22 protein-coding genes, 1 tRNA gene and 3 riboswitches are annotated in these 24,460 nt (G+C 65.5%); of the genes, 11 read left to right on the forward strand and 12 right to left on the reverse strand.

Translation table 11 applies throughout. The features are described 5' to 3' along the window. The first annotated feature begins 35 nt into the window (after positions 1 to 35). The 4 genes from J2X09_RS02405 to J2X09_RS02420 are packed head-to-tail and all read left to right on the forward strand — an operon-like array spanning position 36 to position 3,733. Positions 36 to 1,106 (forward strand): NAD(P)/FAD-dependent oxidoreductase, encoded by a 1,071-nt coding sequence (locus J2X09_RS02405; protein ID WP_310307256.1) that lies wholly within the window; start codon positions 36 to 38, stop codon positions 1,104 to 1,106. Between the two features lie 19 nt (positions 1,107 to 1,125). Then, complete coding sequence (gene gluQRS / locus J2X09_RS02410) at positions 1,126 to 2,016, forward strand: tRNA glutamyl-Q(34) synthetase GluQRS (protein WP_204731751.1); 891 nt, start codon at positions 1,126 to 1,128, stop codon at positions 2,014 to 2,016. A gap of 44 nt (positions 2,017 to 2,060) precedes the next feature. Continuing rightward, on the forward strand, positions 2,061 to 2,789 hold the full coding sequence (trmB, locus tag J2X09_RS02415; RefSeq protein WP_204731752.1) for a tRNA (guanosine(46)-N7)-methyltransferase TrmB: 729 nt from the start codon (positions 2,061 to 2,063) through the stop codon (positions 2,787 to 2,789). 14 nt (positions 2,790 to 2,803) lie between these two features. Then, a complete protein-coding gene (locus J2X09_RS02420; protein ID WP_204731753.1) occupies positions 2,804 to 3,733 on the forward strand; it encodes a pseudouridine synthase in 930 nt (309 codons plus the stop codon). Between the two features lie 11 nt (positions 3,734 to 3,744). Here J2X09_RS02420 and alaS read toward each other — a convergent pair whose 3' ends face one another. Further along, complete coding sequence (gene alaS, locus J2X09_RS02425) at positions 3,745 to 6,366, reverse strand: alanine--tRNA ligase (RefSeq protein WP_204731754.1); 2,622 nt, start codon at positions 6,364 to 6,366, stop codon at positions 3,745 to 3,747. A gap of 263 nt (positions 6,367 to 6,629) precedes the next feature. Between alaS and J2X09_RS02430 the strand changes: the two genes are divergently transcribed. Then, complete coding sequence (locus J2X09_RS02430; protein WP_310307260.1) at positions 6,630 to 8,120, forward strand: NAD-dependent succinate-semialdehyde dehydrogenase; 1,491 nt, start codon at positions 6,630 to 6,632, stop codon at positions 8,118 to 8,120. A 25-nt stretch (positions 8,121 to 8,145) separates the two neighbouring features. Beyond that, the gene (locus J2X09_RS02435; protein ID WP_204731756.1) at positions 8,146 to 9,753 is read left to right on the forward strand and encodes a gamma-glutamyltransferase family protein; all 1,608 of its coding nucleotides are present in this window, start codon (positions 8,146 to 8,148) and stop codon (positions 9,751 to 9,753) included. On the opposite strand, the gene J2X09_RS02440 is transcribed toward J2X09_RS02435, so the two are convergent. The 5 genes from J2X09_RS02440 to J2X09_RS02460 all read right to left on the reverse strand — a co-directional run bounded on the left by J2X09_RS02440 (position 9,750) and on the right by J2X09_RS02460 (position 14,984). After that, a complete protein-coding gene (locus tag J2X09_RS02440) occupies positions 9,750 to 12,176 on the reverse strand; it encodes an AMP-binding protein (RefSeq protein WP_204731757.1) in 2,427 nt (808 codons plus the stop codon). The two genes, J2X09_RS02435 and J2X09_RS02440, sit on opposite strands and share 4 nt — an antisense overlap. Positions 12,177 to 12,652: 476 nt before the next feature. Continuing rightward, positions 12,653 to 12,726: transfer RNA gene (locus J2X09_RS02445), tRNA-Gly, on the reverse strand. Positions 12,727 to 12,761: 35 nt separating this feature from the next. Then, entirely contained in the window at positions 12,762 to 13,340 is a 579-nt protein-coding gene (locus J2X09_RS02450) for a TMEM165/GDT1 family protein (RefSeq protein WP_204731758.1), read from the reverse strand. A 6-nt stretch (positions 13,341 to 13,346) separates the two neighbouring features. Continuing rightward, a riboswitch (yybP-ykoY riboswitch) is annotated at positions 13,347 to 13,521 on the reverse strand. Between the two features lie 27 nt (positions 13,522 to 13,548). Beyond that, on the reverse strand, positions 13,549 to 14,184 hold the full coding sequence (locus J2X09_RS02455; protein ID WP_204731759.1) for a 3-oxoacid CoA-transferase subunit B: 636 nt from the start codon (positions 14,182 to 14,184) through the stop codon (positions 13,549 to 13,551). A gap of 92 nt (positions 14,185 to 14,276) precedes the next feature. Further along, positions 14,277 to 14,984 carry a CoA transferase subunit A gene (locus J2X09_RS02460; RefSeq protein WP_204731760.1) on the reverse strand — a complete coding sequence of 236 codons (708 nt, stop codon included), beginning with the start codon at positions 14,982 to 14,984 and terminating at the stop codon, positions 14,277 to 14,279. A gap of 95 nt (positions 14,985 to 15,079) precedes the next feature. Between J2X09_RS02460 and J2X09_RS02465 the strand changes: the two genes are divergently transcribed. Continuing rightward, positions 15,080 to 15,658, forward strand: a complete 579-nt coding sequence (locus J2X09_RS02465) for a LuxR C-terminal-related transcriptional regulator (protein ID WP_204731761.1) — start codon at positions 15,080 to 15,082, stop codon at positions 15,656 to 15,658. Positions 15,659 to 15,670: 12 nt separating this feature from the next. Here J2X09_RS02465 and J2X09_RS02470 read toward each other — a convergent pair whose 3' ends face one another. Further along, positions 15,671 to 16,642, reverse strand: coding sequence for a Bug family tripartite tricarboxylate transporter substrate binding protein (locus J2X09_RS02470; protein WP_204731762.1), 972 nt, complete (start codon positions 16,640 to 16,642; stop codon positions 15,671 to 15,673). 52 nt (positions 16,643 to 16,694) lie between these two features. After that, entirely contained in the window at positions 16,695 to 17,081 is a 387-nt protein-coding gene (locus J2X09_RS02475; protein WP_204731763.1) for a carboxymuconolactone decarboxylase family protein, read from the reverse strand. An 80-nt stretch (positions 17,082 to 17,161) separates the two neighbouring features. Between J2X09_RS02475 and J2X09_RS02480 the strand changes: the two genes are divergently transcribed. Both J2X09_RS02480 and J2X09_RS02485 read left to right on the forward strand, forming a co-directional pair. Beyond that, positions 17,162 to 17,743 carry a peroxidase-related enzyme gene (locus J2X09_RS02480; RefSeq protein ID WP_204731764.1) on the forward strand — a complete coding sequence of 194 codons (582 nt, stop codon included), beginning with the start codon at positions 17,162 to 17,164 and terminating at the stop codon, positions 17,741 to 17,743. Positions 17,744 to 17,870: 127 nt separating this feature from the next. Continuing rightward, positions 17,871 to 18,179, forward strand: coding sequence for a DUF5666 domain-containing protein (locus tag J2X09_RS02485; protein WP_204731765.1), 309 nt, complete (start codon positions 17,871 to 17,873; stop codon positions 18,177 to 18,179). A gap of 15 nt (positions 18,180 to 18,194) precedes the next feature. Here the strand turns inward: J2X09_RS02485 and J2X09_RS02490 are convergent, their stop codons facing one another. From J2X09_RS02490 to J2X09_RS02505, 4 genes are all read right to left on the reverse strand, one after another. After that, positions 18,195 to 19,430, reverse strand: coding sequence for a PQQ-dependent sugar dehydrogenase (locus J2X09_RS02490; RefSeq protein ID WP_204731766.1), 1,236 nt, complete (start codon positions 19,428 to 19,430; stop codon positions 18,195 to 18,197). Positions 19,431 to 19,504: 74 nt separating this feature from the next. Then, positions 19,505 to 19,924 (reverse strand): acyl-CoA thioesterase, encoded by a 420-nt coding sequence (locus J2X09_RS02495; protein ID WP_204731767.1) that lies wholly within the window; start codon positions 19,922 to 19,924, stop codon positions 19,505 to 19,507. Positions 19,925 to 19,937: 13 nt separating this feature from the next. Next, positions 19,938 to 20,882, reverse strand: coding sequence for a DMT family transporter (locus J2X09_RS02500; protein ID WP_310307271.1), 945 nt, complete (start codon positions 20,880 to 20,882; stop codon positions 19,938 to 19,940). After that, positions 20,883 to 21,665 carry an SDR family oxidoreductase gene (locus J2X09_RS02505; protein ID WP_204731768.1) on the reverse strand — a complete coding sequence of 261 codons (783 nt, stop codon included), beginning with the start codon at positions 21,663 to 21,665 and terminating at the stop codon, positions 20,883 to 20,885. It abuts the gene before it with no gap. A gap of 189 nt (positions 21,666 to 21,854) precedes the next feature. Between J2X09_RS02505 and J2X09_RS02510 the strand changes: the two genes are divergently transcribed. Next, positions 21,855 to 23,540: an electron transfer flavoprotein-ubiquinone oxidoreductase gene (locus J2X09_RS02510; protein ID WP_204731769.1), complete on the forward strand. Its 1,686-nt coding sequence runs from the start codon at positions 21,855 to 21,857 to the stop codon at positions 23,538 to 23,540. A gap of 55 nt (positions 23,541 to 23,595) precedes the next feature. Continuing rightward, positions 23,596 to 24,156, forward strand: coding sequence for a hypothetical protein (locus tag J2X09_RS02515; protein WP_310307274.1), 561 nt, complete (start codon positions 23,596 to 23,598; stop codon positions 24,154 to 24,156). Positions 24,157 to 24,187: 31 nt separating this feature from the next. Then, positions 24,188 to 24,301, forward strand: a riboswitch (glycine riboswitch). Positions 24,302 to 24,313: 12 nt separating this feature from the next. Then, positions 24,314 to 24,418: riboswitch (glycine riboswitch) on the forward strand. Positions 24,419 to 24,460: the final 42 nt, after the last annotated feature.

Below are 24,460 nucleotides of genomic sequence, written 5' to 3' on the forward strand. Positions count from 1 at the left end.
CTGCAACCCCGTCTCCCCGACCCAGAGCACCCCGAATGGCTTCGGTGCCGCTGCATGTGGCGGTGGTGGGTGGTGGTATGGCAGGCGTGGTGTGCGCGCGCACGCTGGTGCAGGCAGGCCATCGGGTCACGCTGTTTGAAAAGAGCCACGAGTTTGGTGGCCGCATGGCGACCCGGCGCACCGAATTCGGCGGCTTCGATCATGGTGCGCAGTACTTCACCGTGCGCGATGCGCGGTTCGAGACCGCGTTGCGCAGCAACGCCACCGCCGTTGTACGGCCCTGGGCCGTGAGCACCGTGCGCGTGCTCGACGAGCTCGGCCGGGTGCTGGCCAGTGCGCCACCGCCCACCGAGCCCCACTTCGTGGCCTCGCCCGGCATGAGCGCGCTCGTGAACCTCTGGGCGCAACCGCTGGCACACCCCGAACTGCATGGCGGCCTGCTGGCACGCACCCTGCTCGATACCTTCGTCACGCGCGTCGAACGCGACGCCCTGCACCCCGAACAATGGCAGCTGCGTGCCGAGGATGCCCAGGGTGGCCAGCAGGTGCTGGGCGGCTTCGACCGCGTCGTCCTCGCCCTGCCGCATCCGCAGATCCACGATCTGCTGCTGGGTTCGGGCCTCGCGCCCGATCTCCGCCAGGCCCTCACCTCCGTGCATGTGGCCCCGTGCTGGACGCTGATGGTGGCCTACCCGCAAGCCATGCAACCCGGCCTTCCGCACCTCGGTCCCCAATGGAACGCGGCGCGCAGCACACACCACCGCATCAGCTGGCTGGCCCGCGAGTCGAGCAAGCCCGGGCGAGACCCCATAGAACGCTGGACCATCCAGGCGAGCCCCGCATGGTCGGCCAAGCACCTGGAGGACGACGCTGAACGGGTCAAGGCCAAGCTGCTCAAGGGATTCGCCGAAATCACCGGCATACGGGCCACCCCGACACACGCCGTCGCGCACCGCTGGCGTTTCGCCCAGACGCAGACGCCGCTGGGCGCGAGCCATCTGTACGACAAGGCCCTGGGCATGGGCGCCTGCGGCGACTGGTGCCTCGGTCATCGCGTGGAAGACGCCTTCATCTCAGGTCTGGAGATGGCACTGGCGATCGCCTGACACGCTCTGCCTCAGGGCCATGACGCCCACCTACCGCGGCCGGTTTGCCCCCTCCCCCACCGGCCCGCTGCACGCGGGCTCGCTGGTGGCCGCGCTCGCCAGTTGGCTGGATGCCCGCGCACATGACGGCCGCTGGATCGTGCGCATCGAAGACGTCGACACACCGCGTTGTGTACCTGGGGCCGACACGCTCATCCTCCAGCAACTGGCCACCTGCGGCCTGGTCAGCGACGAACCTGTGGTCTGGCAGTCGCGCCGCAGCGACCTGTACAAGCAGGCGCTCGATCGTCTGCTGCTACAGGGACGCGTCTACCCATGCGGGTGTTCGCGCCGGGACATCGAGGCAGCGCTGCGTGCGCTCGGCGCGGCACGCGAACGCCACCACAGCGCGGTGTACCCCGGCACCTGCCGACCGGATCGGGGCGGCTTGCAGGGCAAGCCCGCGCGAGCGTGGCGTTTCGATGTCGGCGGCCCGGCATCACTAACATGGAACGATCGCCGGCTCGGCCCGCTACACCAGGATGTGGCTGCCGAGGTCGGCGACTTCGTACTGCGGCGCGCCGATGGCCAGTGGGCCTACCAGCTGGCCGTGGTCGTCGACGACGCCGACCAGGGCATCACCCATGTCGTGCGAGGTGAAGACCTGGCGGACAACACCGCCCGGCAGATCCTCCTGCAGCGCGCGCTGGAACGGCCAACACCGGTCTACCTGCACACGCCGCTGGTGCTGGGCGGCAATGGTGAAAAATTGAGCAAGCAGAACGGCGCCCAGGCGCTGGACCTGAGCGATCCGCTCGACGCGTTGTCCAGGGCCGCGGCCATGCTCGGCCTGCCTGCGCCCACGAAAGAAGCCCTGCCTGACGCCCTGTCGGGCTGGGTGGCGGCCTGGCCCCACAGGCATCCGGCCTAAAATCCAGCGCTCGCGCGGCCCCCCCGCGCCCGCCAATCCAGCCCATGACCGACCCCCGCCACGCCCAACCGCGCCCAGCGCCTGCCGATACCGTTCACCTGCGCGAAATCAAAAGCTACGTGCTGCGCACCGGTCGAGTCGGTCCGGGTCAGGCGCGCGCCTTCGAACAATACGGCCCTCGCTTCCTGCTGAACTACGCGCCGGGCGCGTTCGACGCCGAAGCCGCCTTCGGCCGCGCCGCCCCCCTGGTGCTGGAGATCGGGTTCGGCATGGGCGGCGCCACCGCCCACATTGCCGGCGTGCGCCCGCAGGACAACTTCCTCTGCTGCGAGGTGCACGAACCCGGGGTGGGCGCGCTGCTCAAGCTGGTGGGTGAACAACGGCTGGAGAACATCCGCATCCTGCGCCACGACGCGGTGGAGGTGCTGGACCACATGCTCGGCGAAGCCAGCCTGGATGGCGTGCACATCTTCTTTCCGGACCCCTGGCACAAGAGCCGCCACCACAAGCGCCGGCTCATCCAGGGGCCCTTCGTGAACCGCCTCGCGCGCCATCTCAAACCCGGCGGTTATCTGCATCTGGCCACCGACTGGGAGCCCTACGCGCAGCAGATGCTCGAGGTACTGAGCGCCGAACCGTTGCTGCAGAACACGGCCGACGCAAGCGGCGCAGGCTTCGTGCCCAAGCCCGACTACCGACCGCTCACCAAGTTCGAAAACCGCGGCCTCAAGCTGGGCCACGGCGTGTGGGACCTGGTGTTCCGTCGGGCCTGACCCCATCGGCCACCATGGCCCGACCTCCGAAGAACCCGGACATCCCATCCCGACGGGGCGTCTCGGCCAGTTGCATCGCCCTGCCCTATGGCAAGGCCTCGCCCTGGCCCCGTTTGATCGATTTTCTGGCCGAACGCCTGGCCGCCGTTGACCGCGAGGGCTGGATGCGCCGCATGGCGCAAGGTGAGGTGCTGAGCGACGCGGGCCAGCCGCTGCCACCCCACGCCCCCTTCGTCCCCGGCACACGGGTCTACTACTACCGTGAGCTCGACGACGAACCCCCCGTGCCCTTCCTGGAAACCGTGCTGTTCCAGGACGAGCACCTGCTGGTCGTGGACAAGCCGCACTTTCTGCCCGTCACACCGGGAGGGCGCTACGTGCAGCAAAGCCTGCTGGTGCGGCTGAAGAACCGCCTGGGCATCGATGCACTGAGCCCCATCCACCGCATCGACCGGGAAACGGCCGGCGTGGTGGTGTTCAGTGTGGTGCCGAAGGAACGCGGCAGTTACCAGTCGATGTTCCGCGAGCGCAGCGTCCACAAGACCTATGAAGCCATTGCGCCACACAGCCCCTCGCTGCAGTCACCCGTCGTGCGCCGCAGCCGCATCGAGGAAGCGCACGACGCCTTCTTCCGCATGAACGAGACCGACGGCGAACCCAACAGCGAGACGCGCATCGCCCTGCTGGAAACGCAGGGCGTCTGGGGGCGCTACCGGCTGGAACCTGTCACGGGCAAGCGCCACCAGTTGCGCGTGCACATGAACGCAATGGGGCTGCCCATCGCAGGAGATCAGTTCTACCCCCGGGTGCTGCGCGGCCCCCAGGAGAGCGAAGACTTCACGAATCCGCTGCGCCTGCTGGCCAGGGCCATCCGGTTCACCGACCCGGTCACGAATGAACCGCGCCACTTCGAAAGCCAGCTCAAGCTCGGCTGGCCCACCTAGCGGCGCGCGGATTACAGCTTCTCGGCGACCCAGCCCTGCACCGATTGCAGGGCCTTCGGCAGGCCGCTGGCATCGGTGCCCCCGGCCATGGCCATGTCGGGCTTGCCGCCCCCCTTGCCGCCCACCTGCTGGGCAACGAAGTTCACCAGCTCGCCGGCCTTGACCTTGCCCATGCTGTCGGCGGTGACGCCGGCAGCCAGCTGCACCTTCGCACCATCGACCGCGGCCAGCACGATGGCGGCCGTCTTGAGCTTGTCCTTGAGCTTGTCCAGCGTGTCGCGCAGCGTCCTGGCATCGGCGCCGTTGAGCACGGCTGCCAGCACCTTGATGCCTTTCACGTCCACCGCCTGCGCCACCAGTTCGTCGCCCTGGCTGGACGCCAGCTTGCCCTTGAGTGCCGCGACTTCCTTCTCCAGCGCCTTCACCTGGTCCAGCGTCTGGGAGATGCGCGTCTGCAGTTCGGCCACGGGCGCCTTCAGACTGCCAGCGGCCTGGTGCAGCGCGCTTTCCACCTGCTGCAGGTAGGCCAGCGCATTGGCGCCGGTGATGCCTTCGACACGGCGCACGCCGGCGGCCACGCCGCTCTCGGAAACGATCTTGAACAGGCCGATATCGCCGGTGCGGCCCACGTGCGTGCCGCCGCAGAGTTCGCGGCTGCTGCCGATGTCGAGCACGCGCACGGTGTCACCGTACTTCTCGCCGAACAGCATCACCGCCCCGGTGGCCTGAGCGGCCTCGATGTCCATCACGCGCGCCAGCGTCTCGGCATTGGCGAGGATTTCCGCGTTCACGCGTTTCTCGATCTCGGCGATCTGTGCCAAGCTCACGGGCGCGTTGTGCGTGAAGTCGAAGCGCGTCTTGTCGGCGTCGACCAGCGAGCCCTTCTGCTGCACGTGCGTGCCCAGCACCTCGCGCAGGGCCTTGTGCATCAGGTGGGTCACGCTGTGGTTGCGCATGGTGGCCTGGCGGCGCGCCACGTCGACCTGCGCGTTCACCGCGTCACCGACCTTGAGCGTGCCCTGCGTCTGCACACCGTGATGGCCGAACACGTCGGCCTTGATCTTCTGCGTGTCTTCCACGCCGAACTGCACGCCCTCTGCGCTCAGCACGCCCGCGTCGCCCACCTGGCCGCCGCTCTCCGAATAGAACGGCGTGCTGTCGAGCACGACCACACCGCTCTGGCCTTCGGTGAGTTGCTGCACCGGCGTGCCCTCGTGGTAAAGCGCCAGCACACGGGCCGGGGTGGTCAGCTGTTCGTAGCCGGTGAAGAGGTTGCCCGCGCCGCCATACTCCAGCGCACGGTCCATCTTGAACTTGCCGGCGGCGCGGCCGGCGGCCTTCTGCTTCTCCATGGCCGCCCTGAAGCCGGCCTCGTCCACCGACAGGCCCCGCTCGCGGCACACGTCGGCCGACAGGTCGAGCGGGAAGCCGTAGGTGTCGTGCAGCTTGAAGGCCACCTCGCCAGGCAGTTCCTTCGCGCCACCCGCCAGGGCTGCATCGAGGATTTCCATGCCGTTGGCCAGCGTTTCGTAGAAACGCTCCTCCTCGGCCTTGAGCACCTCGGTGATGCGATCGGCCTGGCTGGCCATGTTCGGGTAAGCGTCACCCATCAATTTCACAAGATCGGCCACGAGCTTGTGGAAGAACGGGGTTTTCTGGCCCAGCTTGTAGCCATGGCGGATGGCGCGGCGCACGATGCGGCGCTGCACATAGCCGCGGCCCTCATTGCTCGGGATCACGCCATCGCTCACCAGGAAGGCGGTGGCGCGGATGTGGTCGGCAATCACCTTGAGCGAGGGGTTGTCCAGGTCGGCCGTGTTCGTCTCGCGCGCGGCGGCCTTGATGAGCGCATCGAAGATGTCGATCTCGTAGTTGCTGTGCACGTGCTGCAGGATCGCGGCCAGACGTTCCAGGCCCATGCCGGTGTCCACGCAAGGCGCGGGCAGCGGCGTGACGCTGCCGTCTTCCTTCATGTCGAACTGCATGAACACGTTGTTCCAGATCTCGATGAAGCGATCACCGTCTTCGTCAGGGCTGCCTGGAGGGCCACCCGGAATCCCGGGGCCGTGGTCGTAGAAGATCTCGCTGCAAGGGCCGCAAGGTCCCGTATCGGCCATCATCCAGAAGTTGTCGGACTTGTAGCGACCGCCCTTGTTGTCCCCGATGCGGATCACGCGTTCGGGTGGCAGGCCGATCTCTTTCGTCCAGATGTCGTAGGCCTCGTCGTCCTCGGCGTATACCGTGGCCAGCAGGCGTTCCCTGGGCAGCTTGTAGACCTCGGTGAGCAGCTCCCAGGCCCACTTGAGCGACTCGCGCTTGAAGTAGTCACCAAAGGACCAGTTGCCCAGCATCTCGAAGAAGGTGTGGTGGCGCGCGGTGTAACCCACGTTCTCCAGATCGTTGTGTTTGCCACCGGCCCGCAGGCAAGCCTGCACCGAGGCCGCGCGCACATAGGGGCGCTTGTCGGTGCCGAGGAACACGTCCTTGAACTGCACCATGCCCGAGTTGGTGAACATGAGCGTGGGGTCGTTGCCGGGCACCAGGGGGCTGGACGCGACCACGGTGTGGCCTTTGGAAGCGAAAAAGTCCAGGAAGCTTTTGCGGATGTCGGCAACGGAGGCGGGGCGGGTCATGTTGGCCTTGTGGGTGGTCGGTCGTTGAATGCGCGCTCTGCGCTCGCGAAACCGGCTATTTTCCAACATGCGGGCCACCCCTGGCGCGAGGGCAGCGAAATCGGGTGGATCGGCCCGTCCCGTCACCAGCGGCACCGCCCCGCCCATGGCCCCGGGCTATGCTCCAGCGGGATTCGGCGGCACAATCGGGAGGCAATTATTTAACAAGTTAAATGATTGGCCTATCCCTGCCCCAGCGCACCGCCCCGACGGAGACGACACCCATGGACATGAAGACTTCACCCCTGGCCCAGCTCAAGGACCCGACCCTTCTCAAGACCGACGGCCTGGTCAACGGCCAGTGGCTCGCCGGCACAAGCCGCTTCGACGTGCTCGACCCGGCCACCGGCCACAAGCTCGCGGACGTGGCCAACCTCGGCCCAAAAGATGCGGAAGCCGCCATTGCCGCGGCCAACGCGGCCTGGCCCGCCTGGAAGGGCAAGACCGCCAAGGAGCGCAGCAACATCCTGCGCAAGTGGTACGACCTGCTGATGGCCGCCCAGGACGACCTGGGCACGCTCATGACGGCGGAACAGGGAAAGCCACTGGCCGAGGCCAAGGGCGAAGTGGCCTATGGCGCCAGCTTCGTGGAATGGTTCGCCGAAGAAGCCAAACGCGTCAATGGCGAGACCCTGCCCCAGTTCGACAACAACCGCCGCCTGCTGGTGCTCAAGCAGGCCATCGGCGTGTGCGCGGCCATCACGCCCTGGAATTTCCCGCTGGCCATGATCACGCGCAAGGTGGCGCCGGCGCTGGCCGCCGGGTGCCCGGTGGTGATCAAACCGGCCGAGCTCACGCCGCTGACGGCGCTGGCCGCGGCCGAACTCGCCATCCGCGCGGGCATCCCCGCGGGCGTGTTCAACGTCATCACCGCCGACAGCGAGCAATCCATCGCCGTCGGCAAGGTGCTGTGCGAGAGCGACGTGGTGCGCCACATCAGCTTCACGGGCTCCACCGAGGTGGGCCGCATTCTCATGGCGCAGAGCGCGCCTACGGTCAAGAAGATGTCGCTCGAACTGGGGGGCAATGCGCCCTTCATCGTGTTCGACGACGCCGACATTGACAGCGCAGTGGAAGGCGCCTTCGCCAGCAAGTACCGCAATGCCGGCCAGACCTGCGTGTGCACCAACCGCTTCTACGTGCAGGACGGCGTGTACGACGCCTTCGTGCAGAAGTTCGCGGCCAAGGTGAAGACCGCCAAGGTCGGCAATGGCTTCGGTGAAGGCGTGAACCAGGGCCCTCTGATCGAGGAAGCCGCGCTGGTGAAGGTGCAGCGCCATGTGGACGACGCCGTGGCCAAGGGCGGCCGTGTGGTCGCTGGCGGCAAGCGCTTGAGTGCCATGGGCAGCGGCCAGTTCTTCGAACCCACCGTCGTGGCCGATGCCACCGCCGACATGCTGTGCGCGAAGGAAGAGACCTTCGGGCCGTTCGCACCGGTGTTCAGGTTCCATACCGAGCAGGAAGCCATCGACGCCGCCAACAACACCGAGTTCGGCCTGGCAAGCTACTTCTACAGCCGCGACGTCGGCCGCATCTTCCGCGTGAGCGAAGCGCTGGAGTACGGCATGGTCGGCATCAACGTCGGCATCCTGGCGACGGAGCATGTGCCGTTCGGGGGCGTGAAGCAGTCCGGCCTGGGCCGCGAAGGCTCGCGCCACGGCATGGACGACTACGTCGAAATCAAGTATCTGTGCGTGGGCGATATCCTCAAGTGATTTCCATCGCTTGAAATACCGGCCCATGCAATTCGACTGGCACAACCCCTATCCCGTCTCCCGTGCGCCCCTGATGGCGCGCAATGTGGTCGCCACCTCGCAGCCCCTGGCCGCGCAGGCCGGCCTGCGCATGCTCCTCAAAGGCGGCAACGCCGTGGACGCGGCGATCGCAGCAGCAGCAGCGCTCACGGTCGTGGAGCCGTGCTCCAACGGGCTGGGCAGCGACAACTTTGCCATCGTCTGGGACGGACAACAGCTGCATGGCTTGAACTCCTCCGGTGTCGCCCCCGCCGGCTGGAGCAAGGCCTACTTCGACCACAAGCACAACGGTCAGATCCCGCTGCGCGGTTTCGACGCCGTGACCGTACCGGGTGCGGTGGCGGGCTGGGCCGCGCTGTCGAAGCGCTTCGGCGCCCTGCCCTTTGCCGATCTTCTGGCGCCGGCGATCGAGCTCGCCGAGGGCGGCCATGCCGTGGCGCCGGTGATCGCCCACAAATGGGCGCAGGCGGTGCCGCTTCTGCACGACAAGCCGGGGTTCGCGCAAGCCTTCCTGCCGCACGGCCGGGCACCCAAGGCCGGTGAGCGCTTCACCTTCGCCGATGCCGGCCGCGCGCTGCGCCGCATCGCCGACACGCACGGCGAGGATTTCTACAAGGGTGAAATCGCCTCGGCCATTGAAGCCTTTGCACGCGAGCATGGCGCGCAGCTTCGCGCCAGCGACCTTGCCGCACACGAGGCCCAGTGGGTCACGCCCATCGAAATGGCTTTCGCCGGGCACACGGTGCACGAGCTGCCACCCAATGGCCAGGGCATTGCAGCGCTCATGGCACTTGGCATGCTCGAACAACTGGACATCGGCCGCCATGGCCCGGACAGCATCGAGAGCCAGCATCTGCAGATTGAAGCGATCAAGCTCGCCTTCGCCGACACCTACCGCTGGGTGGCCGATGAGCGCTTCATGACAGACGTGCGCGCGGCCGACCTGCTTGACCCTGCGTACCTTCGTGATCGAGCGAAGCTCATTGACCCGAAACGCGCCATCGACCCTGGCGCCGGCCACCCACCCCGCGGCGGCACCATCTACCTCACCGCGGCCGATGCGCAGGGCCGCATGGTGAGCCTGATCCAGTCCAACTACCTCGGCTTCGGCAGCGGCGTGGTGGTGCCGGGCTGGGGCGTGAGCCTGCAGAACCGGGGCCACGGCTTCACGATGCAGGACGGACACCCGAATCAGGTGGCCCCCGGCAAGCGCCCGTTTCACACCATCATTCCGGGCTTTCTCACGCGCGACGGCCAGGGCGTCATGGGTTTCGGCGTGATGGGCGCCAACATGCAACCGCAAGGCCATGTGCAGACGCTGGTGCGCATGCTCGTGCACAAGCAGCAACCCCAGGCCGCGTGTGACGCACCACGATGGAAATGGGGCAAGGGGCTGGACGTGGACTTCGAAGCCACCATGGCACCCGAACTGCGCGAAGGCCTCAAGGCGCTGGGCCACCGCTTCGAACCCACGGCAGACACCTATCTCGACTTCGGCAGTGGCCAGTTCATCGCCCGCATCAGCGACGACATCGCCGACGGCTATGTGGCCGCGAGCGACTCGCGCCGCGATGGCCAGGCCGTGGGATTCTAGGAACCCACAGCCACAGGCTCACGCATCGACTCGCGCAATTGTGCGAAGCGTCGCTCGCACCAGGCGTAACCGTGCGCCAGCGCAATGCCAACGATCGTTGCGGAGATCAATTCCAGCCAAGGCCGGGGATGACCGAACACCTTCTCCACGATAGAGATCATCTGGGAGTGGCTGAGGTAGATGAACATGGACGCACTGGCAATCTCCGCCACCGCCAGCTTGACCGGGGCGGGAACGATCAGGTTCCGCACGAACAACACGAGCACGCACCCGCCTGCAAAGTAGAACGCCGCAGAAGTGAAACCCCACATGATCCACACCGCCATGAGTGACACGCCCATCGCGAGACAGCGCGTTCGAAGATCGTTGGCACTGGCCAGAATCATCCCCAGAGCGAAAGGCCATGCGTAGTGCCAGGGCACGCGGTGGTAGTTGTAATCCGTGTTCCAGAACGCTTCGATGGTGCGATCAATGAGGACCACCACCACAAGCAGCGCCAGAGCGCTGAACATCGGACGCTGCTGGAACCACCGTCGGACCCGCGCAAAGGAAAACAGCAAGGCGACGAGCAGCAGCAGCTGGATGTAGAACTCCATGAAATAGAAGAGGAAGCCCTTGAGCCTGACAGGATCCAGATAGTTGGAAATCAGCAGCAGGGGCGTGATCTCGAATCTTCGTGTGGCCACCTGCAAAAGAGCGACCATGATCACGGTGGGTATCGCTACGTACCGGATGGTCCGCAGCAAGGTGGTCACCTTGCCGGCCCGGATGATTTCGGGCAGTTGCCAGCGCGCCACCGAATAGCCCGCCAGCAGCACCAGGAAGTAGGCCGCGCCCCAGTTCGAGCTGTAGACAAACGCGTCCGTGTGCAACGCCACGATGCAGGTCATGAAGAACGCGCGCGTCGCCGTGACGGATTCCAGACGCTGCCAGAAAGACTTGCGCGCAACCCCCACATGCCGCTGCAACTCGGACGCACTGAGCCGTTCCCAGTTGTCCGGCAGGGGCCCGAAACGCTGCTCGAAGCTCAGGGAGAACTGGATGTAATGCAACGAGTCGCCACCCAATGACTCGAAGGTGTCGTCTGGCTCGACCTTCTGTCCCGGAAATTCGAACCGGAACAGGGACAGCACATCCACGACGCTGTCTGCGGACAGGGAATTGAGGGGCGCTTCCTGAGGACGCTGGGCAACGAACTGCGCGGAGAGCACCTTGCGCTGGGTCTTGCCTGTGCCCGTGACGGGAATGGCGTCCACCGCCATGACCTGCAGCGCACTGCCGGCATCGATGCCCATGTCCTTGAGCGCGGCCAGTGCGGCGCTGCGCACGCGGGCGGTCTCCGACGCATCGGCCTTCACCGCGACGAGCACACCTTCTCCTCGCTGGGCGTCCGGAATCTTCGCCACCGCGATCTGCGTCCCGGCCTCGAGACGGGACCGGATCCTGTCCTCCAATTGATCGGGAACGATCTTCACGCCGCCGCAATTGATCAGGTCATCGGCACGGCCATCGAAGAACACGTACCCGTCGCGCGTGTGACCGAGGTCGTTCGTCTGCAGCCAGCCATCGGCGTCACGCAGGTCGTGCAGGCCCTCGGCATCGATGCGCGACTTCGCAACATGCGGTCCACGGATCATGATGCGGCCATCCGGCCTCATCCGCACCTCGGTCTTGCCGACCGGCTGACCCACAGACTCGAGCAGCTCCATCGGGGCGTCGGAAATTTTCAGGAAGGTCGTGCGCGAAGCTTCGGTCAGACCGTAGTGCTGCACGATCAGTGCATGCGGGAAAAGCTCCCGGATGCGGCGCTTTTCGTCCGCCGTCATCTGCTGCGATCCGATTTCCATCCAGCGCAGCTTCTTGCCTGCCGCGCCAATGACCTCGGGTGAGGCCAGCAGGGTGCGGAGCAGGGTCGGCACCGCCGAGAGCGCATTGACTTCGCCGGCGGCCAGCATGCGTGCCAGCTCTAGAGGGTCAAACCCCCGGGGCGGCAAGTAGGCACGCCCGCCCACCGCGGCGATGGCCCGGTACCGCGCCATGCCAAAGCTGAAAGTGGCAGGAACCCCCACGTACTCGCGGATGTCCTGCGTCATCTGCATCTGCTGGATGATCCTCTCGGCGGCATCCGCCAGGTTCGCGTAGGTGAGGACGATCCCCTTGGGCAGACCTTCGGTACCCGACGTGTAGGTGACCTGCGCGGGGCTGTCATCGTGAATCAGGGGATGCCGGCCAGAGAACCAGCCCGACCGGTCCTCTGGAACGATGCAGCGGTCGACGACGACGCCAGGCAGCTTGCCCGCCTGCGCTTCACCGGCCACGATCACGAGAGGCCGGCGCACCTCGTACAGAGCAAACATCTGCTCGACGAATGCGACGGAGTTTTTACCGACCACAGCAGTGGCTTGCAAACCGACGGTGTTCATGGTTGACCCGTTCCGCAAAAACAATTCGATGCCGCCTCGGATGCCCGATGCACAGGAATCGGGACCGAGACAGGCGCACGATAGCCGAGCTGGGCAACGCACAACAGACAGGCCACCGAACGAACGCCAAATTATTCACTACAGACCAAAAAACCTCACAGGAGAGGCCACAGGTGCAGCAAGAAGCCTTAAGAAAACGTTCAGACAACAGGCGCGCAGCCCAGGTTTGGCACGCGGGTCAGCCGGGGTAGAACAGGTCTCGTCCGTTCATTGACCCGTGCCGGGAGATCAGCCCCTGTCACGGAGAAATCGACTCAGATCGCGTCCATCGTGGTCATCCGCTGCCACGGTGCCAATGAACTCGCCGTATGGGGTGAATGGGGTGAAACGCTCGCCCATGGCCCTCTGCGGGTGGAGGGCACGGTGTGCCGGGGCAATCTGCCTCGTGCGCGAAGAGACGCGACAGGGGGAGCAATTGGAGCGGGTGAAGGGAATCGAACCCTCGTATGAAGCTTGGGAAGCTGCCGTTCTGCCATTGAACTACACCCGCGGCAGGGCGCCATTCTAGCGCCCTGTCGGGCGGCTTCAGCCAGTCAACGACGCGCCCACGCCCATCAAGGCCAGCACGCCGAGCGCGGCGAAGATGAGCGCGGCGATGATGTGAACCATCTTGATCGGCACACGCCGCGTGATGGCTTCACCGAAGAACACCACGGGCGCGTTGGCCAGCATCATGCCCAGCGTGGTGCCGATCACGACCGCGATCAGTGGCTCGTACTGTGCACCCAGTGCCACCGTGGCAATCTGCGTCTTGTCACCCATCTCGGCCAGGAAAAACGCCCACAGCGTGGCGACGAACACGCCCAGCTGGCGCTTGGGCACGGCGTCATCGTCGTCCAGCTTGTCGGGGATGAGCATCCACACGGCCATGGCGATGAACGAGACACCCAGCACCCAGCGCATCACGTTCGGGCCCACGGCAGCCATGATCCAGGCGCCGGCGGCACCGGCGAGGGCATGGTTGAGCAATGTGGCGACGAGGATGCCCCAGACGATGGGCCAGGGGCGCTTGAAACGGGCGGCAAGGACGAGCGACAGCAGCTGGGTCTTGTCGCCCATTTCAGCCAGGGCCACGATGCCAGTCGAGATCAGGAAGGCTTCCAAAATAGTGCTCCGAGGGCCGGCAGAAACCAGAAGACCACACGGCAACCCCGGCCCTGTCCGGAGGCAGTGTGGTCAAAGGTCTTGCCAGGCTGGAAGCTGTCTGCGCCATGGTCGTGGGAACCAAGTGTGTTGACGCAAACCCCTGCAAGGTGCAGGGCGGCTACTCCCCAATGACGGGTGAAGGCGGGCAGTATACCCGACAGGGGTATCAGACCAGCGTCACGCCGGTCTTCGACTGCAGAAACTCCCGGGTCACGCCGGGCGCCAGCTCCACGAGCTTGAGGCCTTCGGGCGTCACGTCCATCACGGCGAGGTCGGTGATGATGCGGTCCACCACGCCCACACCGGTCAGCGGCAGGGTGCAGGCCGGCAGGATCTTCAGATCCTCGGTGCCGTCCTTCTTCTTCGCCACATGTTCCATGAGCACGATCACGCGTTTGACGCCGGCAACCAGGTCCATCGCTCCGCCCATGCCCTTGACCATCTTGCCCGGGATCATCCAGTTGGCCAGATCACCCTTCTCGCTCACCTGCATGGCGCCGAGGATGGACAGGTTGATCTTGCCGCCGCGGATCATGGCGAAACTGTCATGGCTGCCGAAGATGCTCGAGCCTGGCAGCGTGGTGACGGTCTGCTTGCCCGCATTGATCAGATCGGCGTCCACCTGGTCTTCGGTGGGGAAGGGGCCGATGCCCAGCATGCCGTTCTCGCTCTGAAGCCACACTTCCTTGGTGCCGGTGTGGTTGGCCACCAGGGTCGGGATGCCGATGCCCAGGTTCACATAGAAACCATCTTCGAGTTCTTGCGCCGCGCGCGCGGCCATTTGATCTTGGGTCCAGGGCATGTCAATCCTCCCGCAGGGCCGCCCCAAGGGCGGATTGCGCCCCTTTGGGGGGCAGTGAATACACAAAGTGATGAGCGTGGGGGTGAATCATTTCACGCTCCAGCTTTTTCGGTGATGGTGCGCTTCTCGATGCGCTTCTCAGGGTTCGGGTTGTGCACGATGCGGTGCACGTAGATGCCCGGCAGGTGGATCTGGTCCGGATCGAGCGCGCCGGTCTCGACGATCTCCTCGACCTCGACCACGCAGATCTTGCCCGCCATGGCGGCGGCGGGGTTGAAGTTGCGCGCGGTCAGGCGGAATTGCAGGTTGCCGGACTTGTCGGCTCGGTGCGCCTTCACCAGCGAGATGTCGGGCACGAGCGCGCGCTCCATCACATAGGTCTCACCGTCGAAGTCGCGCAGCTCCTTGCCCTCGGCCACCATCGTGCCGACACCGGTCTTGGTGAAGAAGGCCGGAATGCCCGCCCCCCCGGCGCGCAGCTTCTCCGCCAGCGTGCCCTGCGGCGTGAATTCGAGCTGCAGTTCGCCGGCCAGGTACTGGCGTTCAAACTCCTTGTTCTCGCCCACATAGCTCGAGATCATCTTGGCGATCTGGCGCGTCTCCAGAAGTTTGCCGAGGCCGAAGCCGTCCACGCCCGCGTTGTTGGAGATCACGGTGAGGTTCTTCACGCCACTGTCGCGCAGGGCATCGATCAAGGCCTCGGGAATGCCGCAAAGGCCGAACCCCCCGACGGCGAGCAACTGGCCATCGGCTGCGATGCCTTTGAGCGCGGCGGCCGCGCTCGGGAAAATCTTGTTCACGTCGGAGTCTCCTGGGTTGGACCGTGGAAGCCGCTACGATACTACGTAACCTCATACGTAGTATTTCGTAAAGCCAAACCCGCACCGCCCGCCCCATGAGCGTCCTGGAGCACCCATCGCGCGACATCGACTACCGCCTCGCATTCGACCTTGCCCCGGTGGGCCTGGCGTTATCGCGGCAGCGCACCATGGTCGACTGCAACCAGGCCCTGTGCGACATGTTCGGCGCGCCCCGCGAGCAGCTGGTGGGACAGAGTTTCCAGATCCTCTACCCGAGCGCCGACGAATACGAGCGCATCGGTGAGCGCATGGCGCCCTTGCTGGGCCGCAGCGGCACCTACTCGGACAACCGCATCATGAAGCGCGTGGGCGGGCAGGCACAGGGCGAAACCTTCTGGTGCCACGTCACCGGCCGCGCCCTGCGACGCGACGCGCCTCATGCAGCAGGCATCTGGAGCTTCGAGGACCTCAGCTCCAGCCGCACGGTGAAGGCCGAGCTCACCCCACGCGAACGCGAGGTGGCCGCCTTTCTGATGGATGGCATGACAAGCAAGCAGATCGGCAAGGCGCTGGCCATCAGCCACCGCACGGTGGAGATCTACCGCGCCCGGCTGATGCGCAAATACGGTGCGCACAGCACACCGGATCTGGTGCACCGGCTGCTGGCGGGTTGAGACGCGATCAGATCACTGAGGCTGGAAGCCGCTGTCCTGGATGATCCTCGCCCAGACCTTGCCATAGGCCTGTTCGCGCGTCCCCAGTTGTTCGCCACTCATGAAACCCACGGTAAGACCCATGGCGGTCAGCTTGTCCCGCACATCGGGTTGGGCAATCGCCTTCTGCACAGCCTGGGCCAGTCGGTCCAGGGCGGCCTTGGGCGTGCCGGCGGGCGCGAACAGGCCGTAGTACGGCACGTCTTCAAAACCCTTGAGACCGAGCTCGGCGAAGGTCGGCACTTCAGGCATGGCCGCCTGGCGCTGCGACCCCATGACAGCCACCACGCGCAACTTGCCCGCCTTGTGGTTCTCGATGAAATCGGGAATGGACGCCACCCCGGCAGGGATCTGGTTGCCCAGCATGTCCGACATCATGGGCGCACTGCCACGGTAGGGGGCAGCCACCAGGTCCAGACCGTTCTGCTTGGAAATCACCTGCACCAGGAACTGCGGCACCGATGCCGGCGCGGGAATGCCGACCGTGCTCTTGCCTCCGGACGCCTTCACGCTGTCCACAAAGGCCTTGAACGACTGCGCGGGCGTGCCGTTGGACACGGCGAACGCGTTCACGAAGGTGGCAAAACCCGCCACGGGCACGAAGTCCTTCGCCGGGTCATAGCCCGGGTTCTTCGTCACCATGGGCAGGATGGTGATGCTGTGGTCGTGGCTCAGGAACAGGGTGTGGCCATCGGCTGCGGAGGCCTTGAGCGCCTGGGCCGCGAGCTGACCCCCGGCACCCGGCTTGTTGTCCACCACCACCGGGCTGCCGAGTTCCTGCTGGAGGCGCTCACCGATGATGCGGGCGATCGCGTCGGTGCCGCCACCGGGTGGGAAGCCCACGAGGATGCGCGTCGCGTTCTGCGCCTGGGCCAGGCCGAAGGTGCACACGAGGCCAGCCGCAAGCAGCGCGCGGCGAACCAGAGAGGGACGGGAAACAGTCATGACGGAACTCCGTAGGAGAAGGTGAAGAAAACTGCCATCGTAGCGTTCGGCATCAGGCGGCACTGCCTTCGACCACGCTGGCCGCCGTGCGGAATGCTTCCACCGCGGTGGGCACACCGCAGTACACGGCCGCATGCAGCAGCACTTCCTGCAGTTCGGCCGGCGTCGCGCCATTGTTCAATGCACCGCGCACGTGCCCCTTGAGCTCGTTCTGCCGGCCCAGGGCCGTGAGCATGGCCACGGTGATGAGACTGCGCGTCTTCAGGTCCAGCCCCTCGCGTTGCCACACATCGCCCCAGGCCTTGCGCGTGATGTGCTGCTGCATGGGCTCGGTGAACGGCGTCATGTTGTCAAATGCGTTGGCCACGAAGGCTTCACCCATGACCTGCTTGCGCATGGACAGGCCGCGCTCAAACTCGGGATCGTTGGTGTCTTGCATTGCATGCTCCAGAAGGCGGAAGTGAAAAACCGATGCGGACGATACCGTACGATGAAGCCATAACCCTGACAGGAGACCACATGAACCGCTACCCGGCCCCCGACATCAACGAACTGCCCGACGACATCAAGGCCAAGGTGCTCGAGGTGCAGGAGAAAGCAGGCTTCGTGCCCAACGTGTTCCTGGCCCTGGCGCGACGACCGGCCGAATGGCGCGCGTTCTTCGCATACCACGATGCGCTCATGCTCAAGGAGGAAGGTTCGCTCACCAAGGGCGAGCGAGAGATGATCGTCACCACCACCAGCGCGGCCAACCAGTGCCTGTACTGCGTGGTGGCTCATGGCGCCATCCTGCGCATCCATGAGAAGAAGCCGCTGGTGGCCGACCAGGTGGCGGTCAACTACCGCAAGGCCGACATCACGCCGCGCCAGAAGGCGATGCTCGATTTCGCGATGAAAGTCTGCCAACGCTCGCACGAGATCGGCGACGACGACTTCCCGCCCCTGCACGCGCACGGCTTCTCGGACGAGGACATCTGGGACATCGCCGCGATCACCGCCTTCTTCGGTCTGTCCAACCGGCTGGCGAGCTTCAGCAACATGCAGCCCAATCCCGAGTTCTATCTGATGGGTCGCGTGCCCAAGGCCAAGCCGGCCCGGTGAACGGCATCGTCCTGCGTGTGTAGGACAAAAGCGCGTTTACGGTGAGATACGGGGCTGCAACAAAAAAAGACAGCACTTTTCCTGGGTGGACGATTCAATCGAATCACCACAACAACGGAGGTATTGCATGTCCAGAATCAAACCGTCGACCACCCGGTCCCTCATGCTGGCCGCCGCACTCACGCTGGGCGTGGGCGCGGTGCACGCTGAAGACATCAAGGGGCGCATCCAGTCCATCGATCTGGCTGCCAGGGCCTTTACGGTGAACAGCGAGACCATCTACGTCACGGACAAGACCGACTACGAAAACGACTACAAGCGTTTCGAGGATCTGCGGCAAGGTCACTACGTGGAGGTGGACGTCGACCGCAAGGACGGCCGCCTGTACGCCGATGACATCGAGTACAAGGCCAACGCCCGCGAAAACAAGCAGTGAACGTCGGCTGCCGCCTCACCCCCCGGTGACGCGCAGCAGCTTGCCGCTGGCACCATCGGTGAGCAGGTAGAGGCGGCCGTCAGGGCCTTGCCGCACATCGCGGATGCGTTCATTGCGGTTGGCGAGCAGCCGCTCGCGCCCCACCACACGGGTGCCATCCAGTTGCAGACGCCATAGCGAGGCGCCTGCCAGTGCACCCACGAACAGACTGCGGTTCCAGTGGGACGGTTCAGACCCCGTGAAGAACGCCATGCCACTGGGTGCAATGGACGACTTCGTGCCACCGGTCCAGGCCGTCCCGTCGATCTTTTCCCAGTACGACACAGGCTGCTCCATGCCCGCCATGGCGGTGCCCGACCCGACCTGCTGCGTGGTCCCGTACTCCTGGCCGTAGCTGATGACAGGCCAGCCGTAATTGCGACCCGGCAGCGTGAGGTTGACTTCATCGCCCCCCTGCGGGCCGTGCTCGTTGGTCCACAGTTGCCCGGTGTCAGGATGCAGCGCAGCGCCCTGCGGGTTGCGATGGCCGTAGCTCCAGATGGCCGCCTGTCCGGAGAGGACCGGGTTGCCCGGAGCCGGGTTGCCGTCGGTGGTGATGCGCATCACCTTGCCATTGCCTCGCGAGAGGTCCTGGGCATAGGCCTGCTGGTCGGCGTTCTGCCGGTCCCCCAGGGTGACGAACAGATGACCGTCGCGATCGAACACCAGTCGCGAGCCGAAGTGGCCGCTGCTCGCCACCTTGGGCGTCTGGCGGTAGATGACCTGCAGGTTGAACAGTGCCATGGCCCCCGTGTCCAGTTCGGCACGGGCCACGGCTGTGCTGTTGAGATTGGCGTTGCCGCTGTCGGTCTCGGAGAAGGTGAAATAGATGCGCCGGTTGGTCGAGAAGGCGGGATCGAGCACCACATCGAGCAAGCCGCCCTGCCCGCCTGTGGTCAGACCTGTCAGCCCGGTCAGTGCGATGTTGCTGAACGACTGGCCGTTGGCCGCGTACAGGCGCAGCACGCCGTTGCGTCCTGTTACCAGCATGCGCCCATCGGGCAGGAAGGCGAGGCTCCAGGGGTTGGGGATCGATGTGGCCAGCTCGGTGACCGTCAATGGGCCGGTGGCTACGAAGCCCGCGCCCGGTGATGAGGGATCGGTGGGCGTTGTGGGTGTGCTGCCGCTGTCTGAGCCACCTCCACCACCACCGCAGGCGGCAAGCAGACCCGACAGACCGATACCCAGAAAAATGGCAGAGATGTGGCGCATGCGCGCATGCTAGGTGCGCGCACGCTCCAAGTCTGCAAGCATTTGTGTGTGTGCTGGCGCACACTCGGCACGCTTCAGCCCAGTTGCGAGCGCAACCAGTCGGGCATGGGCACGGACTTCTTCAGCGGGAAGTTGACCCACACCGTGGTCGCACCGCCCGACGCGTACACCGTGTCCGGATCGTCGCTGCGCGAGAGCGTGCACCAGCTCTCGAAACTGCTGCGCCCCACGTCGCTCACGTACATGGTGGCGATGACGTCGCCCGGGTATTCCAGCTGCTTGTAGAAGTTGCAGAAGGCATTGACGATCACGGGGCCTTCGCCTGAGGGGTCTGGCTGGCAGCCGATGGAGCGCATCCAGTCGATGCGGATGATCTCCAGGTAGCGGAAGTAGACCGTGTTGTTCACGTGGTTCATGCCATCCATGTCACCCCAGCGAATGGGGATGCTCATGCTGAACACACGCTTCTTCTGTTCCGGCAGTTCGAATTTCATGGGAGTTATAGCGTCAACGGTGGGCCTTGATGGAGGCGAGGATGCCCAGCACGAACAGCACACAGGCCGCCCACTGCAGGGCAGCGGGCCACCGGGCACTCCAGGCAAAGGTGTAGATCAGGCCGAACACGGTTTCGCTCACGATGAGCTGGCCCGCGAGGCTGGGGCTGAGCCGGCGACTGGCCATGTTCCACAGCACCGAGGCGATCCACGCCGATCCGATGCCCGTCACAGCGCAGACCACGACAAAAGCACCGAAACCTGGGCGCTGCATCAGCACATCCAGTTCGGTGCCTGCCACCGCCCAGATCACCAGCGCGCCCATGCCGGCGGCCACACCCAGCCAGTTGGCCCACACCGTGGAGTTCACCTCCGGGTGGTGGCGCAACCAGCGCGCATTGAGCAAGCCGAATGCGGTCCAGGAAGCCATGGCGAGCACTGCATACAGGATGCCGATCCAGAGGTTCGTCCCGTCGCCGGCTTCAGCGCCATGCGCGGTCTCCCGCATCATCAGCGCCAGGCCCGCGAGCGTGAGCAGCAGGCCCGGCACCAGGGCGCGCCAGTGCAGGCCTTGTGGCTTGCCCAGCAGCATGATCCACAGGGGAATGGTGCCGATGATGAGCACCGGCAGTGCCGCTCCCGCGGCCTGGATGGCGAGCACCAGCAACAGGTAATAGCCGGTGTAACCCAGCAGGCTGAGCCACAGCGCGGCACCGGTCTGGCGCAAGGTGGGCAGGTGCGCCTCTCGGCGAACACCCGCCAGGAACAGCAGCAACACCGACAGCAACCCACAGGACAGGAAGCGCCCCACCGTGAGGTCGATCGAGCTGAAGCCCGGTGTGAGCAGAGGCGCCACGAAAGCCGTGCCCCAGAACGCGCCAGCACCCAGGCCCGCGAGAATGCCGGCCACCATGCCCGGCGGCCAGCCCGAAGGCCGGCCCAGCACCGCAGTCGTCATCTAGGCTCCAAACCCGTCATCGGCCGCGATGACCGCGCCATTCACGAAATGGCTTTCGGTCGAGCAGAGCATCACCAGCACCGCGTCCAGGTCGGCGGGCGCGCCGACGCGCTTGCGCGGCAGCATGTTGATGAGCTTCTGCCCTTGCTCCGTCTGCCAGTGGTGGTGGTTGATCTCGGTGTCGATGTAGCCGGGACAGATCGCGTTGACATTGATGCCGAAGCGGCCCCACTCCACCGCCATGGCCTTGGTCATGTGCACCAACGCCGCCTTGCTCATGCAGTACACCCCGATCTGGGGAAGCACCTTGAGCCCGGCCATGGAGGCGATGTTGACGATGCGCCCGCCCACATACGTGCCCGGCGCCGCCCCCTTGGCCCGGGCCAGCATGCGCCGCCCGACTTCCTGCGCCACGAAGAACGCGCCCCGGGTGTTGGTGTTGAAGACGTAGTCGTAGTCCTCCTCCGTCACATCCTGCAGACGCTGGGTGGTGCTCACGCCCGAGTTGTTGACCAGGATGTCGATCGCACCGACCCCGGTTTCGGCATGCGCCACGGCCGCCTTGATGGACGCCGTGTCGGTGACGTCCATCGCCACCACATGGGCGTCGCCCCCAGCCGCCTCGATGTGGGCGCGCAAGGCCATGAGCCGGTCGGTCCGGCGACCGGCCAGCACGACGGCCGCGCCCGCTCGCGCCAGCGTCTTGGCGAACTGCTCGCCAAGCCCGCCCGACGCGCCGGTGATCAGGGCCACCCGGCCCGACAAATCCAGGCTGTACGCCATGAGAGAGCCTCCTCTAAAGTTGTGGGTTGCGCGTGGTATCCGCGGCCCGCAGCGACCATTCGGGCCGGTGCGACACGATTGTGCGCCATGGCCCACTAAAATCCGTCACGACCACGACACCGGCATGACTCCATGCATTGCCGTCATGAAAATCCACCAGGCCCCCGGCCGACTGAGCGAGACCAGCACATGACCCCCGAAGAAATCCTCAACACCTACGGCCCGCGCGAAGCCATGGAGTACGACGTCGTCGTGGTCGGCGGCGGCCCGGCCGGCCTCGCAACCGCGATCCGGCTCAAGCAGATCGCCGCCGAGAAAGGCACTGAAATCAACGTCTGCGTGCTGGAAAAGGGCTCCGAACCCGGCGCGCACATCCTCAGTGGGGCCGTGATGGACCCGAAGGCCATCACCGAGCTGCTGCCGAAGTGGAAGGAAGACGGTGCACCCTTGAACCAGCCTGTCACCGACGACAAGCTGCTTTGGCTGACCGAAAAGGGCGCCATCGACACGCCCAAGTTCCTGATCCCGAACAATTTCCACAACGAGGGCAACTACGTCGTGGGCCTGGGCAACGTCGTCAAATGGCTGGGCCAGCAGGCTGAAAACCTGGGCGTGGAAATCTTCCCCGGCTTCGCCGCCGCCGAAGTGCTCTTCAACGACGACGGCTCGGTCGAAGGTGTGGCCACCGGCAACCTGGGCGTGGGCAAGGACGGGGAACCCTCCGACAGCTTCCAGCTCGGCATGGAACTGCATGCCAAGTACACCGTGTTCGCCGAAGGCGCGCGGGGCCACCTGGGCAAGCGCCTGATCGCCCAATTCCATCTCGACGAGGGCAAGGACCCACAGGCCTACGCCATCGGCGTGAAGGAACTCTGGGAGATCGACCCGACGAAGCACAAGCCCGGTCTGGTGATCCACACCGCTGGCTGGCCCATGAAGGACGATACCTACGGTGGCGGCTTCATGTACCACCTGGAAGACAACAAGGTGACGCTGGGCCTGGTGACCGGCCTGAACTACAGCAACCCCTGGCTCAGCCCGTTCGAGGAAATGCAGCGCTGGAAGACGCATCCGCGCATCCGCGAATTCCTCGAAGGCGGCAAGCGCATCAGCTATGGCGCACGCGCCATCACCACCGGCGGCATCATGAGCCTGCCGCAGACCGTCTTTCCGGGCGGTGCGCTCGTGGGTTGCGACGCGGGCTACCTCAACGGCGCGCGCATCAAGGGCAGCCACGCGGCCATCAAGAGCGGCATGCTCTGCGCCGAAGCCGCGTTCGAGGCCGTGCAGGCCGGCCGCCAGCACGACGAACTCAAGGCTTACCCGGCCGCCTTCGACAAGAGCTGGCTGAAGGAAGAGCTCGAAGCCTCACGCAACTTCAAGTCCTGGTTCAAGTACGGCAACATCGTCGGTGGCCTCATGGTCGGCATTGAACACTGGCTGCTGCCACGCCTGGGTCTCAAGGCCCCGCCCTGGTCGCTGCACCGCGAGAAGGCCGACCACCTCTACCTCAAGCCTGCGGCCGAGTGCGAACAGATCGTCTACCCCAAGCCCGACGGCAAGATCACCTTCGACCGCCTGGGCAGCGTGTTCGTGAGCAACACCAACCACGAGGAACACCAGCCCTCGCACCTCACGCTGAAGGACGCCAGCGTGCCGGTGAGGATCAACCTGGCCAAGTACGCCGGCCCCGAAGCCCGCTACTGCCCGGCGGGCGTGTACGAGTTCGTGAAGAACCCGGACAACACCGACCGCCTGCAGATCAATGCGCAAAACTGCGTGCACTGCAAGACCTGCGACATCAAGGACCCGACGCAGAACATCGTCTGGGTCACGCCCGAAGGCGGTGGTGGCCCGAACTACGCGGGCATGTGAGCGAATTCACGGCCTTGCCGTCTTCGTCCAGAAAGCCGCCTTCGGGCGGCTTTTCATGTCCGCTCTTCACCGCATCGTCACATCGGCTGGCCACAGTGCAGGCTCCGTGAACGACGTCGTGGACGACATGCTGAACAAGACCGAAAAAGGCCGGGCCGAGTTGCTGCCTGGACAACGCCACCTCGCGCAGCGCGAACGCGCACTGCTGCTCATGGCCGACGGCCGCAAGCCCGATGCCGAACTGTTCGCCCTGTTCGAAGGCCAGGGCCGCGACCTGGCCGCGAGCCTGCTCTCACGCGGCTATCTGGTGGACGAAGCCTCGCTATCGCCCCCCACACCTGCTGTGTCGGCCGACGCCTTCTCCGGCCCGCGCTCCATGGCCAGCGCCCGCATGTTCCTGTTCGACCTCAGCGAGCGCATGTTCGCGCCCCGCGACAAGGCCATGGCGCAGCGCTACCGCGATGCCTTGCGCGAAGCGCGCGACCTACCGGCCATGCTGGCCGTGAGCCGCGAGATGGTCAACGATGTGGAGCGCATGGCCGGCAGCGAGCGGGCCGACGGCATCACCGAAAGGCTCGCGCGGCTGTTGCCGGAATCGGCCCTGGAAACGCCCTGAGACATCGGCCCGGTCGGCACGGTGCGCTACACTCGCCGGGTCAGGAGAGAGGCCGGTTCCGTTCCGGAATGGGCCCGCCGAAGGCGCAGGCGGCACCGCACACCGGGTGCCCTGAACGCTCAGGCAAAAGGACTGGCAAACGCCGGCCGGAAGGCAGGCGTACCCCCCTGGAGAGAGGCCGCTCCCTGAAGCGGTCCACCGAAGGAGCAAGCGCGGCATCGCCCGCGTGAATCTCTCAGGTAAAGCGGACAGTGGGGCAGCGCACGGATGAACCGTGTCCCGCCCTCACGGGCCTGCCCCTTGC

This window comes from Hydrogenophaga laconesensis (assembly GCF_031457235.1).
GTDB lineage: Bacteria > Pseudomonadota > Gammaproteobacteria > Burkholderiales > Burkholderiaceae_C > Hydrogenophaga > Hydrogenophaga laconesensis.

What these genes read in the sequence shown, in the direction of transcription:
- J2X09_RS02440 (WP_204731757.1), bottom strand. Translation starts at nt 12,176, where the DNA reads ATGAACACCGTCGGTTTGCAAGCCACTGCTGTGGTCGGTAAAAACTCC.
- J2X09_RS02455 (WP_204731759.1), bottom strand. Translation starts at nt 14,184, where the DNA reads ATGCCCTGGACCCAAGATCAAATGGCCGCGCGCGCGGCGCAAGAACTC.
- J2X09_RS02485 (WP_204731765.1), top strand. Translation starts at nt 17,871, where the DNA reads ATGTCCAGAATCAAACCGTCGACCACCCGGTCCCTCATGCTGGCCGCC.
- gluQRS (WP_204731751.1), top strand. Translation starts at nt 1,126, where the DNA reads ATGACGCCCACCTACCGCGGCCGGTTTGCCCCCTCCCCCACCGGCCCG.
- J2X09_RS02430 (WP_310307260.1), top strand. Translation starts at nt 6,630, where the DNA reads ATGGACATGAAGACTTCACCCCTGGCCCAGCTCAAGGACCCGACCCTT.
- alaS (WP_204731754.1), bottom strand. Translation starts at nt 6,366, where the DNA reads ATGACCCGCCCCGCCTCCGTTGCCGACATCCGCAAAAGCTTCCTGGAC.
- J2X09_RS02490 (WP_204731766.1), bottom strand. Translation starts at nt 19,430, where the DNA reads ATGCGCCACATCTCTGCCATTTTTCTGGGTATCGGTCTGTCGGGTCTG.
- trmB (WP_204731752.1), top strand. Translation starts at nt 2,061, where the DNA reads ATGACCGACCCCCGCCACGCCCAACCGCGCCCAGCGCCTGCCGATACC.
- J2X09_RS02510 (WP_204731769.1), top strand. Translation starts at nt 21,855, where the DNA reads ATGACCCCCGAAGAAATCCTCAACACCTACGGCCCGCGCGAAGCCATG.
- J2X09_RS02495 (WP_204731767.1), bottom strand. Translation starts at nt 19,924, where the DNA reads ATGAAATTCGAACTGCCGGAACAGAAGAAGCGTGTGTTCAGCATGAGC.
- J2X09_RS02470 (WP_204731762.1), bottom strand. Translation starts at nt 16,642, where the DNA reads ATGACTGTTTCCCGTCCCTCTCTGGTTCGCCGCGCGCTGCTTGCGGCT.
- J2X09_RS02475 (WP_204731763.1), bottom strand. Translation starts at nt 17,081, where the DNA reads ATGCAAGACACCAACGATCCCGAGTTTGAGCGCGGCCTGTCCATGCGC.
- J2X09_RS02500 (WP_310307271.1), bottom strand. Translation starts at nt 20,882, where the DNA reads ATGACGACTGCGGTGCTGGGCCGGCCTTCGGGCTGGCCGCCGGGCATG.
- J2X09_RS02505 (WP_204731768.1), bottom strand. Translation starts at nt 21,665, where the DNA reads ATGGCGTACAGCCTGGATTTGTCGGGCCGGGTGGCCCTGATCACCGGC.
- J2X09_RS02435 (WP_204731756.1), top strand. Translation starts at nt 8,146, where the DNA reads ATGCAATTCGACTGGCACAACCCCTATCCCGTCTCCCGTGCGCCCCTG.
- J2X09_RS02515 (WP_310307274.1), top strand. Translation starts at nt 23,596, where the DNA reads ATGTCCGCTCTTCACCGCATCGTCACATCGGCTGGCCACAGTGCAGGC.
- J2X09_RS02420 (WP_204731753.1), top strand. Translation starts at nt 2,804, where the DNA reads ATGGCCCGACCTCCGAAGAACCCGGACATCCCATCCCGACGGGGCGTC.
- J2X09_RS02480 (WP_204731764.1), top strand. Translation starts at nt 17,162, where the DNA reads ATGAACCGCTACCCGGCCCCCGACATCAACGAACTGCCCGACGACATC.
- J2X09_RS02405 (WP_310307256.1), top strand. Translation starts at nt 36, where the DNA reads ATGGCTTCGGTGCCGCTGCATGTGGCGGTGGTGGGTGGTGGTATGGCA.
- J2X09_RS02465 (WP_204731761.1), top strand. Translation starts at nt 15,080, where the DNA reads ATGAGCGTCCTGGAGCACCCATCGCGCGACATCGACTACCGCCTCGCA.